Origin of the sequence: Pseudomonas sp. NFPP12 (genome assembly GCF_900103205.1) — a bacterium.
Lineage (GTDB): Bacteria > Pseudomonadota > Gammaproteobacteria > Pseudomonadales > Pseudomonadaceae > Aquipseudomonas > Aquipseudomonas protegens.
Genome location: NZ_FMWW01000001.1, coordinates 813,370 through 829,606 on the forward strand (window position 1 = coordinate 813,370; position 16,237 = coordinate 829,606).

A 16,237-nucleotide genomic window follows, 5' to 3' on the forward strand; every position below is an offset into this window, starting at 1 on the left:
GAGTTATTGCCGAACTGGCAAGGTAGGGCAATGGCGGGTAGTTGTACGCTTCATGAACCAACTGCAATGGCAATGTCACTGCATTGTTATTTGCGCCCAATACCTTGGGGGCAGCGTTATATATCGCGCTGCAACCATAAGGACTCAATAACCCATGCCCAGTCTTACACGCAGGAAGCTCTTGCAAGCGGCCGCCATCGGTACTTTCTTTTCCTCATTGCCGGCATCCATCCGCCAGGCCCTGGCGATACCGGCGAACAATCGGACCGGGACCATCAAGGACGTCGAGCACGTGGTGATCCTGATGCAGGAAAACCGTTCGTTCGACCACTACTTCGGCACCTTTCCCGGGGTACGCGGTTTCAGTGACCGCTTCACCATCCCCCAGACCGGTCAACGGGAAGTGTGGGAGCAACAGGGCAAGGGCCGGCTGGTGATGCCTTATCACCTGGACAGCAACAAGGGCAACGCCCAGCGCGTCAGCGGCACCCCGCATTCCTGGGCGGACGCCCACTCGGCCTGGGGCGAGGGGCGTATCAGCGCCTGGCCGACCTACAAGACCAACACTTCCATGGGCTACTACCGCGAGCAGGAACTGCCTTTCCAGTTCGCCCTGGCCAACACCTTCACCCTGTGTGACGCCTACCACTGCTCGGTGCACGCCGGCACCAACCCCAACCGGCTGTTCCTCTGGACTGGCAGCAATGGCGCGAGCGCAGCCAAGGTAGCGGCGGTGGTCAACGAATGGGACGGCCCGGGGCCGGTGAATGTCGGCTACAGCTGGAAGACCTACCCCGAGCGCCTGGAAGAGCAGGGCGTGAGCTGGAAGGTGTACCAGCACCTGCCGGACAACTTCGGCGACAACCCGCTGGCGGGGTTCCGGCAGTACCGGGCCGCCAGCGTGCAGGTCGGCAACCCGGCCCAGCCGCCGAAGGATTTCAATGCCTTCGTGCCCTACAGCGACGGGCTCAACGCCGTGGCGCCGCTGTACAAGGGCAATGGCAATACCCTGCCGGCCAGCAGCGGCAGCAACCTGGAGACCATCATTGGCGGGTTTCGCAACGACGTGCAGGCCGGCAAGCTGCCCCAGGTCAGCTGGATTGTCGCGCCGGCAGCCTATTCCGAGCATCCCGGGCCTTCGAGCCCGGTGCAGGGCGGCTGGTTCACCCAGGAAATTCTCCTGGCCTTGACCAGCAACCCCGAGGTCTGGAGCAAGACGGTACTGCTGGTGACCTACGATGAAAACGACGGTTTCTTCGACCATATGCCGTCGCCCTCGGCGCCTTCGCGGCGCAAGGACGGCAGCTTTGCCGGCAAGTCCACCCTGGGTTTCGACAGCGAACTGTTCACCCACCCGGCCCCGGCGGGCTCGACCCAGCAACCCTTGCCCGATGGCGGCGTATACGGGCCGGGGCCGCGGGTGCCAATGCTGGTGCTGTCGCCCTGGAGCCGTGGTGGCTGGGTCAACTCGCAAGTGTTCGACCATACCTCGGTGCTGCAATTTCTCGAGAAACGCTTTGGCGTGCGAGAGCCGAACATCAGCGCCTGGCGGCGGGCAGTCTGCGGCGACCTGACCTCGGCGTTCAACTTTGCCGACCCCAACCACGAAACCCTTCCCGCGCTGCAGACCACTACCCGCCAGGCCGCCGACAGCCTGCGCCAGCGCCAGGAAAAACTGCTGCCGGTACCGCTGCCCTCGGCCGGCCAGCAACTGGCGCCGCAGCAGCAGCGCCTGGCCCGGCCTTCCCGGGCCTTGCCCTATCGGCTGCATGTGGACAGCCAGGCCGATCCCAAGGCTCGCACCTTGTCGCTGAGCCTGCAGAACACTGGGGAGCAAGGGGCGGTATTGCATGTCTACGATGGCCTGCACCTGAGCGAGATTCCCCGCCGCTATACCGTGGAAGCCGGCAAGGCCCTGCAGGACAGCTGGCCGGTGGTGGAGCGCTATCAGCTCTGGGTCCTGGGCCCCAACGGGTTTCACCGCAGTTTCCACGGCGACCTGAAAACCCTGCAGCCCGAACTGCTGGTGACCACCAGCAACAGCCAGTTGCAACTGACCCTGAGCAATCCGGGGGAACACGGGGTGGTCATCAGTATCGATCGCTGCCCCTACACCCAGCAGGGCCCATGGACCTTGGCGGTACCGGCCCGGGGCGAGGTGCGCCAAGTGTTTGCCTGCGAGGGCAGTGGCGGCTGGTACGACCTGACGCTGCGCAGCGACGGCGGCTGGTTGCGCCGGATCGCCGGGCGCCTGGAAACCGGAGCACACAGCATCAGCGACCCCTTGATGGGCCGGGCATGAAGACCTTGGCAAAAATGAGGGCGCTTTCGAAGTGAAACCGGAAGCCGGGCTGGATAACGACAAGAGCAACTAATACCCGGAAGGTAGAAGTTGTAGAGGAGGGCAGGATAGATAGGGTGCTTAGTTGTTTGCTTTAAATAACGGATCACCCCTTCGGGTGATCCGTTAACAGCATCGCTTACTTGGGCATGGCCCAGGACTGCAAGGTATAACCGTCCTGGCTCAGTTCGGCGCGGGCCTGTTTGAGCAGGTCTTCCAGCTGGGCTGGATCGGAGTAGGCACTGCTGGGAATCTGGGTGTGGCCAATACGGGTGCTGGTGCGGTCGATGACGGTCAGGCTGAGTTCGCCATTACCGTCCTGTGGAGCCCAGGCCACGCATTGAAAAGGCTGGAATGCGCGGTCGGCGATCAAAAGTGCTTCGTTGATACGGAGCGGGGCGTTCATGGGGTCTTCTCTCTGTGTGCCCAATCAAATGATGTGCCGTCGGTTGGGCTTACCGTTCGGCTGGTCATTTGTACTGATGCACCGAGGTAGCACTCGGGTCACACTGAAAAACAAGTTTTTACAACTTTCGTGCACAGGCCTTGTGGCCGGGCCCTTAGTTGCGGGGGCTGGATAAAACAACTGCGACAATCAGTCGCTCGTGAACAGCTTGGAGTCCCACGTTAGTTCCTTTGGTAATCAGCGCTATAAGCAATTGATACATTCCACCGTCAAGTTCTTGCTAATGTTACAGCCAGGTTTTCCAAATCACTGTTTCTAATAACTTTTCCATACCCTGGCGCCAAGGAACAGCCATGCTCGAAGCCCCTGTGCAGCGCCGTTTGCTGGTGGTCGATCCCTGTGACGATTGCCATCGCCTGTTACCCGGTTTGCGCACCATTGGCTGGGATGTCGACAGCTGTGACCTGGAGTCCGCTCGCGAACGCTCCTGCGATGTCGGCTTGCTGCGCCTGCAGCCCTTTCACCTGGAGCGCCCGGAGGCGGTCAAGGACCTGATCAGCCGCAGCGGCACTGAGTGGATCGCGGTATTGAGCCAGGAAGTGCTGCGCCTGCAGAAGGTCGGGGATTTCGTCTGCGAGTGGTTTTTCGACTTCCACACCCTGCCGTTCGACGTGTCGCGGGTCCAGGTGACCCTCGGCCGGGCCTTCGGCATGGCGCGCCTGCGGGGCCAGGGCTCGATCCATGTGGACCAGCCCGAACATGAGTTGCTGGGCGATAGCCGGCCGATCCGCGACTTGCGCAAGCTGCTGGGCAAGCTGGCGCCCACCGAGTCGCCCGTGCTGATCCGAGGCGAAAGCGGCACCGGCAAGGAGCTGGTGGCGCGTACCCTGCATCGTCAGTCCCAGCGCCACGACAAGCCCTTTGTCGCTATCAATTGCGGGGCGATTCCCGAACACCTGATCCAGTCCGAACTGTTCGGGCACGAGAAGGGCGCCTTTACCGGCGCCCATCAACGCAAGGTCGGGCGCATCGAGGCGGCCCATGGCGGCACCTTGTTTCTTGACGAGATCGGCGACCTGCCGCTGGAGTTGCAGGCCAATCTGCTGCGCTTCCTGCAGGAAAAGCACATCGAACGGGTAGGGGGCAGCCAGCCGATTCCAGTGGATGTGCGGGTCCTGGCGGCCACCCACGTCGACCTGGAAGCGGCCATTACCAGCGGGCGCTTCCGTGAAGACCTCTACTACCGCCTGAATGTGCTGCAAGTGATCACCGCGCCGTTGCGCGAGCGCCATGGCGACCTGGGCATGCTGGCCAGCCATTTTGCCCACTTCTATAGCCAGGAAACCGGGCGCCGGCCCCGTAGTTTCAGCGAGGATGCCCTGGTGGCCATGGGCAAGCATGATTGGCCGGGCAATGTCCGCGAACTGGCCAACCGGGTGCGGCGCGGCCTGGTGCTGGCCGAGGGGCGGCAGATCCAGGCCAGCGACCTGGGCCTGCTCAGCCTGCAGGCCCAGGACCTGCCCATGGGCACCCTCGAAGACTACAAGCACCGCGCCGAGCGCCAGGCCCTGTGCGACGTGTTGAACCGGCACAGCGACAACCTCAGCGTGGCGGCGCGGGTCTTGGGGATCTCGCGCCCGACCTTCTACCGTTTGCTGCACAAGCACCAGATCCGCTAGGGCGGGGAGAAACGCCAAGGCCCGCTGCGATTGGGGAATCGCAGCGGGCCTTGGCGTTTTTGCCGGTGGGTCAGAAGTAGTAGGGGAATTTCAGGCTGAAGGTGAAGGCCGGAGCATCCTCGGTCATGCCGATGGACAGGTTGGGTACGATGGTCAGGTTGTCGGAGGCGGCGATCGTCATGCCGACGTTGAAGTAGCCGGCGTTGGCATCGCTGGATACCACTGACTGCCAGTCGCCTCCGTCCTGCTTGAGCTTGCTTTTACGCTGCACCAGGTCGGAAACCGAGAAGGACATACTCATCTTCTCGTTGAGGGCAAAGGCGACACCGGCGCCGATCTGGAAGCTGTCGCCCAGGCGTACCTTGCCGGGGGTCTTGCTGCCCACTGTCGAGCTGATGTCATCGAAGGACTCTTCCAGGTTGTGGGTATAGGCCAGGGTCCCGAACAGCACGGCCGGATCGAAGGTCTTGACCAGAGAGATGCCCGGTGTGACCGACCAGACGCCGTTACCGGTGGGCAGGCTTTCAGGCACGTAGAGGTTGTTGTTGGCAGAGGACCGCACCAGCTTGATGCCGAATGGGTCCTTGCCGGTAGGGGCTTTGACGCGCAAGGTTGCCACCGCGTCGGGCCAGAACTCGGACTCGTCGAGGAACTTGTAGGCCACCCCGAAGTTCACGTCACCCAGGGTCGGGTCGCGGGTGACCGACTCTTCGGTGGTCTGGGTGCCTGAGCCGCCGCCACCGCCGGATTGGAAGGTGGATTCGCGATAGACCACGGGTGCGTTGATATCGAATTGCCAGCGGTTGTTGAGGTTGTAGCGCGCAGTCAGGTCGAGGGTCCAGGTATCGGACTTGATCCGGTCCAGGTTGATGTTGCCGAGAAAGATCGAATCCAGCGCCAGGAAGCCGTTGACTGTCAGTTGGCGGGCATCGTAGCGGGCATAGGTCAAGCCGGTCTCGACGCTGAACTTGCCGCCGCCAAAGAAACCACTGGCCTCGTCGTAGAGGTTGCTGACGCTTTGTGCCGGTTCCGAATCATCCTTGAGGGACTGGCCATAGGAAGCGCCTCCTGCAGCACCTCCGGAAGCGGCACCGGCTCCAGTACCGGCGACCTGTTGATTGCCCTTCAGGTCAGCAGGTGATTTGGCCAGGCGCTTGGGGGGCGGAGCCGCCGGTTGATCCTCCACTTGGCGAACCCGTTGTTCCAGCACCGCGAGGGCCTTCTGCTGTACTTCGTAACGTTGCTTGAGTTCCAGAAGCTCTCGTTTCAGGGTCTCTACATCGGCGTCCGGCGCCGCTTGTACCAGCGCCGCCGGGAATAGAGTGCTTAAACAGACTATTGCGCGCAGTGAAACCGATCGATACATGAAATAAACCGTCCCTTGTGAACCCCAATGGTCGAGAATCAGCGTAGTTCAAGATCAGAATTTGCGTAGAGCGTTGAGCGTACTCAAATTACAGTCCAAAGCACCGGTGCTGGGACCGTTGTTCCTGAGCACCACATTGAGCTGTGTCATGTTGTTCACCAGGTTGCTGTTACCCATCAACTGGGTGTTCTGCAGCAAATTGCCCTGGGCCACTTGCTGCAAGGCACTGCCCTGGTTGCCACTGGCCTGAATGGCCATCTGGATGCCGCCGTTGAGGGCCGACACCGCCACACTGCCGGCGGCGTTGCTGCCGGTGATGGTTTGGCCGCTGATCAATGCCTGCCCCACGCCAGCCGCCAGTGCCGGCGCCTGATTGGCTTCTGTGACATTGATATTGATGTTGTTGTAGGCCGAGTTGCCGTCGCCGGCGGCCCTTACGCTCTGGGTCACGCCCTGGCCGCTGGCCAGCCCTGCGCCGCCGATCACATTGCCGGTCCCGGGGGGCGGTGTAGTGCCGTTGCCGGTCTGGGTGATGGTGGAGACGTAGAATTCCGGTTTGATGGTGGCTTGCTGGATCTGCAGTGAGGTGGTCGCGCCGATCAGATCGCCGCTGGCGTTGCGCCAGGTACTGCTCATGACAATGCCGAAGCTGATGATCCGCCCCGGCATGACGTAACGGCCCCGCAACTGCGACAGTTCCTGATCCTGGATGAGTTCGGGCTTGAAACCAGCATGTGCTGGAAGAGCTGCTGCCAGGCAGGCGGCGGCCAGCCAGTATGAAGTCTTCATCTGCTTGCTGCTCCCGGAGCATCCTGCCCCTTTATAGTGTTTGCGCTTCTAGAAGAAGTCGCTCTGGATGAAACCGAAGTCCATCAAGTCCGCGTCCCTGACCGGGTAGAAGTTATCGAGCTTGTTCTTCGCGGTCAGTGGGGCTGGCGGGTCGAGCAAGGCGTTGGCCTTGTCGTAGCCAGGGCCGATGATGGCGAACACGATACCGTTCCAGCCTTTGACGAAGTCATCATGGGTGTAGCGCTTGTGGCCCAGCACCGGATCACCGATATAGACCCAGCCTTTCTGCGCCCGCTGCATCACCACGAAGTGCTTGTAGCCGCGAATCTCCATCAGTACCACCACCGGGATGGTCACCGCCTCGAGCTTGTCTGGCGGAATCCGGTAGCCCCGGGCGCGCATGCCGATGCTTTCCACGTAGCGCTTCATGTCGAGCATGGAGAACCCCTGGGTACGCACCAGGTTCTGGTCCGAGTTCACCAGCATGCCCTTGATGACGTGCTCTTCATCGACATCGAGCCAGTAGGCCTGGCGCAGAATGGTCGCCAGCGCGGCAGCGCCACAGCTGAAGTCGGTTTTCTGCTCGACGATGTCGCTGAACTTGCGCTCGCGCACGCTCTGCACCTGTTTGAAGATCAGGTTGCCACCGGGCAGGCCGGCCACCGCCATCTGTGCGGCCTGGACGGGGGCGCAGAGGCACAGCAGGAGAGAGAGGATCGCAGTACGCATGATCGTTACGCCTTGGTCGGACTGTGGAAAAGCCCCGTTTCCGGGGCTTTCGTTACGATCGCGATTACATGCAGGCTTTGCAGCCAGCGGCGATGGACAGCGAGTTGCTTTGTTGGTTGCCCACACCGGCCGAGACGTTGGCGCCGCCGTTGCCGGAGAAGCCGTTCATCGAGCCGGTCATGCTGGCGTTGTTGACCACTGGGTTTTTCCAGCCGTCTTTGGTCAGCACTTGCTGGGTCCAGTAGCCAGCCAGTTCGATAGTGCCTTGTTCTTTGAAGGTGAATTTCTGATCGTCGTTGCCGTGGCCTTTGTTGTCGCCATAGCCATGGCCGCTGCCATGATCGTCGCCACCTTCGATTTTGCCGCTGCCGGTGCCTTTGTAGGTGCCAGAGGCTACGAAGCCGCCAGTGAGGGTGTCTTTTTTGTAGGCCTGGACACCTTTGTTGTCTACGACCAGGTTGGTCGATTGCTGGTTGGCCGAAGCAGCGGCAGTGGCTACGCGGCCACCGGAAACGGCGATGGCCAGGTTGTTTTTCTGTTGGTTGAAGTCGCCAGCGGTCACGTTGATGCCGATGTTGCCGGAACCGTTGTTGCCGGAGTTGTTGAGCACGGCGTTGTTCTGAGTCGAGGAGTTTTTCACGTAGTTGTTGTTGTTGACCTGGGTGGCGCTGGAAGCGGCCACGGCACTGCCGAAGATGAAGCTTTCGTCAGCGGTTGCCAGGGCAGCGGCATTGTCTTGTTGGTTGCCGTCGCCGGCGGCGACGTTGGCACCCATGTTGCCGTTGGAGTTGTTCAGGGAGTTGTCGGCCTTGGCGTTGTTGTTGGTGCCCTGGTTTTTCACTACGTTGGTGTTGCTGTTCTGCACGTCGATGACTGCGGCACCGGCTCCAGCGGTGATTTGCAGCAGAGTGCTGAGGTCCGGACCTTGATCGTGATCGCCATGGCCGTTGCCATGACCGCCGTTGTTACCATGATCGTTACCACCTGCCTGAGCAGCCATTGCCATGACGGCGGCCAGTGCGAAAACCAGTGGTTTGAGAGCCATTGTAGGTTTCATGGTGTTTCTCCGGTGCTTATTAGTTGGTTAAGTGTTGGTACTTTCTAATTGCACTACGAGGGGTCAATCTGCGACCCGGATGCTCAGGGTGTTAGCCATTCGGTTCCCCACCCCGGCACTCTGGTTCACCTGAATCACTCCACGGCTGCCGGTGAAGGCCTGGTCGCTGGTAACGACCTGGCGGCTGCCTTGTTGAGTGCCAGTTGCTCCTGAGTCTGGTAACAGCGCCACGTTCTGTTGCGACAGGGCGCTGTCGTCAATGCTTTGCGGATTGGCACTGATGCTGATCCGCAGGGCATTGGCCATCTGGTTGTTGGCCCCGGCCGACTGGTTAACGCCCAGTGCGCCGTTGCCGTTGCTGAAAGAGTTGCCGCCGATGGTGCTGCTGGCGTTGACCGCGCGGCTGGCGGCGGTGGTGATCTTCTGGGTCACGCTGGTGGTTGCCGTGGCGTTGGTGCCGATGGCAATGGCTCGTACGTTGGTCTGTTGCTGCTGGTCGCCGGCGGCCTGGTTGACGTTGAAGTTGCCGGTATAGCCTGCGCCGGAGTTCTGGATGTTCGAGGTATCGGTGACCGGGCTGGCCGAGTCGGCCATGGCCCCGGTGCAGGTCAGCAAGGCGAGGAACAGCAGGGAGCGACTCATGTTATTGCCCTCCAATGTTGCTCAAGGGAGCCATGCCGGAGCTGATGCTGCGGTTGATCGAGTTGGAGATGCTGGCGCCCGCACCGCCGCCATGGCCGGCGGACATGCCGGGCAGGCCGTTGTTGTTGGTCAGCACATTCATGCCGGGTACACCGGCGCTGCCGGACAGCACCGTGCCGCGGACCAGCGCTCCGGTCTTGATTCCGGCAAAGTCGCCATCGCTCATTTCATTACTGGTCATCTGATTGACCAGGACCGACGGGTTGGTGTTGACCGCGATGGGGTTGGGATCTTTTTGCAAAGGTGCGCGGCCGATGGGCTGCGCCTGGACGGTGCGCTGGATGATGATTTCGCCATTCCCCGCAGCCATCACCGGAAGGCTGTACACCGCGCTGACGGCGCAGCCGATCAGCAGTAGGCGGGTGAAACTTTTATTCAGCGTCCCCACGGCGGTATTCCTTCTTCTCAGTGCTGGCCCTAGCCGGCGTTGCGAGGAAGAGAGCAGAAGCCGTGCCGCTTTTTGTTTCCTTTTAAGATTCAACGGCTTGTGAACGCTGCGGGGCGTTGGCTTTCGGGACTGTTTCAGGGATGAGACACCTACCCCCGACGGCCATTGGCCATAACCGGGGCAACGCTCTGGAACAGGGGTTGCTGCGGGGGTGTATCAGGGGCTTAACAGTTTGCCCGGCCGTGGGCGCCACCGCGGAAAATGGCGGCCTGATGGCCAGGCAGGTGTTTCAGGGATGGACACTTGTGGCCCTGCGGCACTGCACCGATCACGCTTGCAGCAGTTGCCGGACCTGCTCGAAGGCCTGTTGCCGGCGGGCTTGCCAGTCGCCGCCAATGATGCGGTACGGCTGGCGGTGTTGCTCCAGCCAATGGTGGGTAGCCTCGAAGAACGCCAGGCGTTCTGCCAGTTGTGGCTGGCAGCGCTGGCCGTCGTCGCTCCAGGCCACATCTTCCGGCGACAGCAGTAGGTGCAGGTCGTAGTGGCGGGCCAGCAGTTGGGGTTCCAGCCACGGCGGGCAGTCGCCGAACAGGGTCTGGCTCCAGAGTTGGTTGCTTAACAGGTGGGTATCGAGAATCAGCAGTCCAGGTTGCTGGGCGCGGGCCTGATCTTCCCAGGCGAGCTGGCCCCGGGCGATCTCGGGAATGTCCGCCAGGCAGGTGTCGCGGCCCTGCTGCTCGATGAAGTGGCGCACGTATTCGCCCACCTGGATGCCACCGAAGTGGGCTTGCAGCTCGCTCGCCAGCCAGCTCTTGCCACTGGACTCGGGGCCGGTCAGTACCAGGACCTTCACGACTGCAGGGCCGGGTCGGCGCGCCAGGCTCGCCAGCCCTGGACGGCCAGCAGGGTGAACAGGGCATACAGCGCCGCCGTCAGGTAGAGCTCCTTGTAGACGAACAGCCCGACGAAAATCACGTCCACGGCAATCCACAGCGGCCAGCATTGCACGCGCTTCTGCGCCATCCACCACTGCGCCACCAGGCTGAAGGCGGTCAAGGCGGCGTCCAGCCAGGGCTGCGCGGCGTCGGTCCAGTGGGCCATGGCAGCCCCCAGCAGCAGGCTGCCCATTGTGCCCAGGGCCAGCCCCTGTAGCAGTCCGCTGGACTGCAACTGGCTGACCGGCCGCCCCTGGTGCTGTTCGCCGCCCCGGGTCCACTGCCACCAGCCATAGAGCTGCAGCACCGCGTAGACCACTTGCAGAAGCATGTCGGAATAGAGCTTGACCTCGTAGAAGATCCAACTGTACAGCAGCACCATGACCAGGCCGATGGGCCAGCACCAGGGGTTCTGTTTGACCGTCAGCCAGACGGCGATCACGCCGAGGGCGGCGGCAAACAGTTCAAGCCCGGACATGGCGGTTCCTTGGGGAAATGGAGGAGGGGGGCGATTGTACCCAGAGTCGGCCCCGGGCGTCAGTCCGGGGCCTTGGGTTCAGCGAGGGGTCAGACGCGGAACTGGCGCAACAGGCCGTTGAGTTGCTCCGACAGGTCCTTGAGGTGGCGGCTGGCGGCGCTGGAGTGCTGGGCCGCCAGGGCCGTGCCCTGGGACAGGCCGGCTGCCTGGCCGACGTTGTGGTTGATGTCTTCCACCACATGGGCCTGTTCCAGGGTGGCGCTGGCAATCGTCGCGTTCAGGCCGTTGAGGTTGCGCAGTGCCTGGCCGATGGCGTTGAGGCTGGCACCCGCCAGCCCGGCCTGCTCGATGGTCAGTTGCGAGGCTCGGCAGCTATCGCCGATGACCTTGACCGCCGCTTCGGAGTGGTTTTGCAGGCGCTCGATCATGCCCTGGATTTCCGCGGTGGACTGCTGGGTACGCTGGGCCAGCAGGCGCACTTCGTCGGCCACTACGGCAAAGCCGCGCCCTTGCTCCCCAGCCCGGGCCGCCTCGATGGCAGCGTTCAGGGCCAGCAGGTTGGTCTGTTCGGCAATCGAGCGGATCACCTCCAGCACCGTGCCGATCTGGGTGCTTTCCGCCGCCAGGGTGCGGATCACTTCCACCGCCTGGTCGATGGTCACCGAAAGCTGGTCGATCTGCTGCAAGCTGCCGTCGATGTTGACCTGGCCCTGCTGGGCCTGGGCCTCGGCCTCGCGCACCTCGGTGGCGGCGTGCTCGGCGTTGCGCGCCACATCCTGGACTGCGCTGGTGACCTGGCTGATGGCGGCCGCCACCTGTTCCATCTGCTGGGATTGCTGCTGGCTGCGCTCCTGGGCGTCGTTGGCGTTGCTACCCAGTTCGCTGGAGGACTGTTCCAGGGCTGCGGCGCTGGATTGCAGTTGCATCACCACACCGCGCAACTTGGCGGTGAAGCCGTTGAAGTGTCGGGCCAGTTCGGTGACCTCGTCCTGACCGTGGGTGTCGAGGCTGCGGGTCAGGTCGCTTTCGCCGCTGGCGATGTTGGCCATGGCGTGCACCGTTTCGCGCAGCGGGCTGACAATGCTGCGCACGATCAGCACCACCAGGGCGGCCATCAGCAGGGCAATCACCAGGCCGATGGAGGAGGCGCGCAGTACCTGGGCGTAGAACTCGTCCTGCAGGTCGTCGATATAGACTCCGGAGCCGATGATCCAGCCCCAGGGCTGGAACAGCTGGATGTAGGAGGTCTTCTGGACCGGTTGCTCGGCGCCGGGCTTGGGCCAGCGGTAGTCCACCATGCCGCCGCCCTTGGCCTTGGCCAGGGTCACCATCTCGTTGAACACCTCGAAACCGTCCGGGTCCTTGACCGCGGCCAGGTTCTGTCCGTCGAGCTTGGGGTTGGCCGGGTGCATGATCATCACCGGCGTCAGGTCGTTGATCCAGAAGTAGTCATTCTGGTTGTAGCGCAGCCCGCGAATCACCTGCAGCGCCTGCTTCTGCGCCTGGTCGCGGGTCAGGCTGCCGGCGGCTTCCAGGCCCTGGTAGTAATTCAGCACGCCGGCGGCGGTCTGCACCACGTGCTGGGTCTTCTGCGCCTTGGCCAGGTACAGGTCCCCATGAATCTGCTTGAGCATCATCACGCCCAGGGTCACCAGGGTCAGCACCGCCACGATCAGGATCAGCCACAGGCGCTGACTGATGGACATCTTGCGTAAGCTATTCATCATCCGGTCACTCCAGATTCTTGTTCTTGTCATAAAAGGCCCGGAGCATCCAAGCACGCTGGCCTTCCAACGCCAACCCTACGGAAGTCCAATAACATCGCGGCGTGTTTTGCGCCTGTCTGTTAGGATTTCGGCGCCTTTGCCGAAAACCTGAACCTTTCTGAACTTTTCACATAATTTTCATGGGCTTGTGTTGATCTTACGAGCGCCGGTTTCTCGGCTACGCTCGACGCAGCAAATGCTTTGACCAATTAAAAAGAGGCATGCCACGAGCATCGCCTCATGGGGGAATTGATGGATCTTTGGACCGCCGCACAGGCATTGATACTCGGGATTGTCGAAGGCCTGACCGAGTTTTTACCCATCAGCAGCACCGGGCACCAGATCATTGTGGCCGACTTGCTCGACTTTGGCGGCGAGCGGGCGATGGCCTTCAACATCATTATCCAGTTGGGGGCGATCCTTGCGGTTGTCTGGGAGTTTCGCCGCAAGATCCTCGATGTAGTGATCGGCCTGCCGACCCAGCCCAAGGCCCAGCGCTTCACGATCAACCTGTTGATCGCCTTCCTGCCGGCGGTGGTGCTGGGGGTGATCTTCGCCGACCTGATCCATGCCTACCTGTTCAACCCCATTACCGTGGCCACGGCCCTGGTGGTCGGCGGCCTCATCATGCTGTGGGCCGAGCGCCGGCAGCACCAGGTGCATGCCGAGACAGTGGACGACATCACCTGGAAGGACGCGCTCAAGGTCGGCTGCGCCCAGTGCCTGGCGATGATCCCGGGCACCTCGCGCTCGGGCTCCACCATCATCGGCGGCCTGCTGTTCGGCCTGTCGCGCAAGACCGCCACCGAGTTTTCGTTCTTCCTGGCCATGCCCACCATGGTCGGCGCCGCGGTGTATTCAGGCTACAAGTACCGCCATCTGTTCCAGCCCGATGACTTCCCGGTGTTCGCCATCGGCTTCGTCACCGCCTTTGTCTTCGCCATGATCGCGGTCAAGGGCCTGCTGAAGTTCATCGCCAGCCACAGCTACGCGGCCTTCGCCTGGTATCGCATTGCCTTCGGCCTGTTGATCCTGGCGACCTGGCAGTTCGGCTGGGTCGACTGGACGGCGGCCAAGCCATGAGTACGGCCCGCCGCCCGGCGCCCTCGGCCAGTGCTGCGCGGCTCCAGCATCCCCGGGCCAAGCTGCTGGCGTTCGTACTGCTGTGCGGGTTGCCGCTGTTCGGTTCGCTGTCGCTGTGGTGGAAAGGGATTTCGCTCATTCCCCTGATCGCCTATGGCGCGGTCAGCCTGCTGGCCTTCCTGGTTTACTGGCACGACAAGCGCCGGGCCCAGGCCGAGGGCCGGCGCACCCCGGAGAACGTCCTGCATGCCCTGGAACTGGCCGGTGGCTGGCCCGGGGCCTTGCTGGCCCAGCAGCTGTTGCGCCACAAGACCCGCAAGGTCTCCTACCAGTTGGTGTTCTGGCTGATCGTGGCCTTGCACCAGGTGTTCTGGATCGACCGGCTGTTCCTGGAAAGCAGCCTGCTGAGCCTGTTCTAGAGCAGCAAACCCACCTGAACCCGCTTGGGCAGCTTGCTCACCACCAACTGGTGAGAGCGCTGCAGCAGCGCCTCGAGCTCCGAGGCGCCCAGGGGGTAGGGGGTGTTCATGATGATCCAGTGCGCCCGGGCCAGGTAGGGCGCCGGGGCAATGCCCGGGCGGTCGACATGGCCGAGAAACAGCTCCTGATCGACCTTGAAGGCCAGCGAGTCGCCCCGCAGGTGCTGCACGGCGAACATCTTGTTGCCGGCAATCGAGAACACCCGCACACCGCCCCACTTGTAGTCTTCCCGCGCACCCGGCAGGCCCAGGCAGAATTGCGCCACTTGCTCTTCATTCAAGGTTCGGGCTGTCACAGCAGTCGTTCTCCGCAGCGTTCGAAGGATTCACTCAGGTGCTCGATCCAGGCGCGCACGGCCGGCATCACACCCCGGCGGTGAGGATACACGGCCTGCAGCCAGCCGCCGGGCAATGACCATTGCGGCAGCATCTGCACCAACTGGCCGCTGGCCAGTTCCTCCTCGCAATACAGCATGGGCAGCACAGTGCAGCCCTGGCCAGCGAGGGCACAGGCACGGCGCACGATGAAGTCGTCGATGCCCAGGCGTGCCTCCAGGGCCAGGTCGCAGGCCTGTCCTTGCTGGTCCAGCAGGCGCAGGTGCACCAGGCGGTCGGCCTCCAGGGCACCGAGAATCGGCACGCGCCGCAGGTCTTCCGGATGCTCCACCGGGAATTGCCGGAGGAAGTCTGGGGTCGCCACGATCGCCGTCTGGGCCCGACGCAGGCGCCGGGTCACCAGCAGCGGGTCTTCGTCGCCCAGCTCGCGCACCCGCAGGGCGACGTCCACACCCTCGTTGATCAGGTCGACACGGCGGTTGAGCAGGAGCATTTCCAGCTGCACCTGGGGGTACTTCTCCAGAAAGCTGCTGACCAGCGGTGTCAGCAGTTCGTGGGCCAGGCCCACCGGGCTCGACACCCGCAGGCGCCCGCGGGGTTCGCTGGCCATGCTGGCCACGGCTTCGTCGGCCATCTCCGCTTCCAGCAGCATGGCCTGGCAGTGGCGCAGGTAACGCTCGCCCACGGCAGTCAGGCTCAGTTGCCGGGTGGTGCGTTGCAGCAGCCGGGCGTTGAGGCGTTCTTCAAGCTCGGCGATACGCCGTGACAGCCGCGATTTGGGAATGCCCAGCAGCCGTCCGGCAGCGGCGAAGCCACCGGCTTCCACCACCTTGGCGAAGTAATAGAGGTCGTTGAGGTCTTGCATGATGAGTTTTCGCTCGATTGTCCTGCTGATGGGACGAACTATCGCATTTATGCCGGCTAATCAGCTATTGGTTTCATCTGTAGGATTGCCCACATCCGATCGCCCAGTGGCGGTCCTCACTTGGAGATCCCAGATGAAACTCTTGCATATCGATTCCAGCATTCTTGGTGACAACTCGGCCTCCCGTCAGCTCAGCCACAGTGTGGTTGAGGCCTGGAAAGCCGCTCATCCGGCCACCGTGGTGACCTACCGCGACCTGGCCAATGACGCCATCAGCCACTTCTCCGCCGCCACCCTGGTGGCTGCCGGTACCGCCGCGGAGCTGCGTGACGCCGCGCAGAAGCATGAGGCCCAGCTCAGCGCTCAGGCCCTGGCCGAATTCAAGGCCGCCGACACCGTGGTAGTCGCCGCGCCGATGTACAACTTCACCATTCCCACCCAACTCAAGGCCTGGATCGACCGCATCGCCGTGGCTGGCGAGACCTTCCGCTACACCGAAGCCGGCCCGCAAGGCCTGTGCGGCGGCAAGAAAGTGATTGTGGTGTCCACTTCCGGCGGCCTGCACGTAGGCCAGGCCACTGGGGTGGCCCACGAGGACTACCTGAAAGTGCTGTTCGGCTTCTTCGGCATCACCGATGTCGAATTCGTTCGCGCCCATGGCCTGGCCTACGGCGAGGAAGTACGCAGCAAAGCCATGAGTGACGCCCAGGCGCAGATCAGCCAGCAACTCTTCGCTGCCGCGTAAGGCTTGTGTAAAGAGCCTTTGCTGCACGGCAAGGGCCACTAAACTCTGTATTCTGCTCACCGCATGAAGTGGGCAGGGTGCGGAGTTTTTTTA

General features: G+C 62.6%; 17 protein-coding genes. 5 read left to right on the plus strand and 12 right to left on the minus strand.

Annotated elements, in window-relative coordinates; translation table 11 throughout:
* Positions 1-154: 154 nt before the first annotated feature.
* Entirely contained in the window at positions 155-2,302 is a 2,148-nt protein-coding gene (locus BLS75_RS03525) for a phosphocholine-specific phospholipase C (protein ID WP_072450273.1), read from the plus strand.
* 178 nt (positions 2,303-2,480) lie between these two features.
* On the opposite strand, the gene BLS75_RS03530 is transcribed toward BLS75_RS03525, so the two are convergent.
* Positions 2,481-2,747, minus strand: a complete 267-nt coding sequence (locus BLS75_RS03530) for a hypothetical protein (protein ID WP_015635695.1) — start codon at positions 2,745-2,747, stop codon at positions 2,481-2,483.
* 353 nt (positions 2,748-3,100) lie between these two features.
* Between BLS75_RS03530 and BLS75_RS03535 the strand changes: the two genes are divergently transcribed.
* Positions 3,101-4,426 (plus strand): sigma-54 dependent transcriptional regulator, encoded by a 1,326-nt coding sequence (locus BLS75_RS03535; RefSeq protein WP_053151755.1) that lies wholly within the window; start codon positions 3,101-3,103, stop codon positions 4,424-4,426.
* Positions 4,427-4,496: 70 nt separating this feature from the next.
* Here the strand turns inward: BLS75_RS03535 and BLS75_RS03540 are convergent, their stop codons facing one another.
* The 9 genes from BLS75_RS03540 to BLS75_RS03580 all read right to left on the minus strand — a co-directional run bounded on the left by BLS75_RS03540 (position 4,497) and on the right by BLS75_RS03580 (position 12,594).
* Entirely contained in the window at positions 4,497-5,792 is a 1,296-nt protein-coding gene (locus BLS75_RS03540; protein ID WP_015635694.1) for a coiled-coil domain-containing protein, read from the minus strand.
* Positions 5,793-5,846: 54 nt separating this feature from the next.
* Positions 5,847-6,581 carry a hypothetical protein gene (locus tag BLS75_RS03545; protein ID WP_072450274.1) on the minus strand — a complete coding sequence of 245 codons (735 nt, stop codon included), beginning with the start codon at positions 6,579-6,581 and terminating at the stop codon, positions 5,847-5,849.
* Between the two features lie 48 nt (positions 6,582-6,629).
* The gene (locus tag BLS75_RS03550; protein ID WP_041118296.1) at positions 6,630-7,310 is read right to left on the minus strand and encodes a C39 family peptidase; all 681 of its coding nucleotides are present in this window, start codon (positions 7,308-7,310) and stop codon (positions 6,630-6,632) included.
* Between the two features lie 64 nt (positions 7,311-7,374).
* Positions 7,375-8,367, minus strand: a complete 993-nt coding sequence (locus BLS75_RS03555; RefSeq protein WP_072450275.1) for a heme utilization protein — start codon at positions 8,365-8,367, stop codon at positions 7,375-7,377.
* A 63-nt stretch (positions 8,368-8,430) separates the two neighbouring features.
* Positions 8,431-9,009 (minus strand): hypothetical protein, encoded by a 579-nt coding sequence (locus tag BLS75_RS03560; protein WP_015635693.1) that lies wholly within the window; start codon positions 9,007-9,009, stop codon positions 8,431-8,433.
* A 1-nt stretch (position 9,010) separates the two neighbouring features.
* The gene (locus BLS75_RS03565; protein ID WP_072450276.1) at positions 9,011-9,457 is read right to left on the minus strand and encodes a hypothetical protein; all 447 of its coding nucleotides are present in this window, start codon (positions 9,455-9,457) and stop codon (positions 9,011-9,013) included.
* Positions 9,458-9,785: 328 nt separating this feature from the next.
* Positions 9,786-10,310 (minus strand): AAA family ATPase, encoded by a 525-nt coding sequence (locus BLS75_RS03570; RefSeq protein WP_072450277.1) that lies wholly within the window; start codon positions 10,308-10,310, stop codon positions 9,786-9,788.
* Positions 10,307-10,870: a nicotinamide riboside transporter PnuC gene (gene pnuC, locus BLS75_RS03575; protein WP_072450278.1), complete on the minus strand. Its 564-nt coding sequence runs from the start codon at positions 10,868-10,870 to the stop codon at positions 10,307-10,309. Before pnuC ends, BLS75_RS03570 begins: the two co-directional genes overlap by 4 nt.
* Positions 10,871-10,959: 89 nt before the next feature.
* Complete coding sequence (locus BLS75_RS03580) at positions 10,960-12,594, minus strand: methyl-accepting chemotaxis protein (protein ID WP_072450564.1); 1,635 nt, start codon at positions 12,592-12,594, stop codon at positions 10,960-10,962.
* Positions 12,595-12,888: 294 nt separating this feature from the next.
* On the opposite strand from BLS75_RS03580, the gene BLS75_RS03585 reads away from it, so the two are divergent.
* Together BLS75_RS03585 and BLS75_RS03590 are read left to right on the plus strand one after the other, a co-directional pair.
* Positions 12,889-13,719: an undecaprenyl-diphosphate phosphatase gene (locus BLS75_RS03585; RefSeq protein ID WP_011061401.1), complete on the plus strand. Its 831-nt coding sequence runs from the start codon at positions 12,889-12,891 to the stop codon at positions 13,717-13,719.
* Positions 13,716-14,138 carry a DUF1294 domain-containing protein gene (locus tag BLS75_RS03590; protein ID WP_065364105.1) on the plus strand — a complete coding sequence of 141 codons (423 nt, stop codon included), beginning with the start codon at positions 13,716-13,718 and terminating at the stop codon, positions 14,136-14,138. Before BLS75_RS03585 ends, BLS75_RS03590 begins: the two co-directional genes overlap by 4 nt.
* Here BLS75_RS03590 and BLS75_RS03595 read toward each other — a convergent pair.
* Positions 14,135-14,479: an MmcQ/YjbR family DNA-binding protein gene (locus BLS75_RS03595; RefSeq protein ID WP_169891849.1), complete on the minus strand. Its 345-nt coding sequence runs from the start codon at positions 14,477-14,479 to the stop codon at positions 14,135-14,137. The two genes, BLS75_RS03590 and BLS75_RS03595, sit on opposite strands and share 4 nt — an antisense overlap.
* Positions 14,480-14,490: 11 nt before the next feature.
* Positions 14,491-15,399, minus strand: a complete 909-nt coding sequence (locus tag BLS75_RS03600; RefSeq protein WP_072450279.1) for a LysR substrate-binding domain-containing protein — start codon at positions 15,397-15,399, stop codon at positions 14,491-14,493.
* A 133-nt stretch (positions 15,400-15,532) separates the two neighbouring features.
* Here BLS75_RS03600 and BLS75_RS03605 point away from each other — a divergent pair, with 133 nt between their 5' ends.
* Positions 15,533-16,144, plus strand: a complete 612-nt coding sequence (locus tag BLS75_RS03605; protein WP_011061397.1) for an FMN-dependent NADH-azoreductase — start codon at positions 15,533-15,535, stop codon at positions 16,142-16,144.
* The last annotated feature ends 93 nt before the right edge of the window (positions 16,145-16,237 follow it).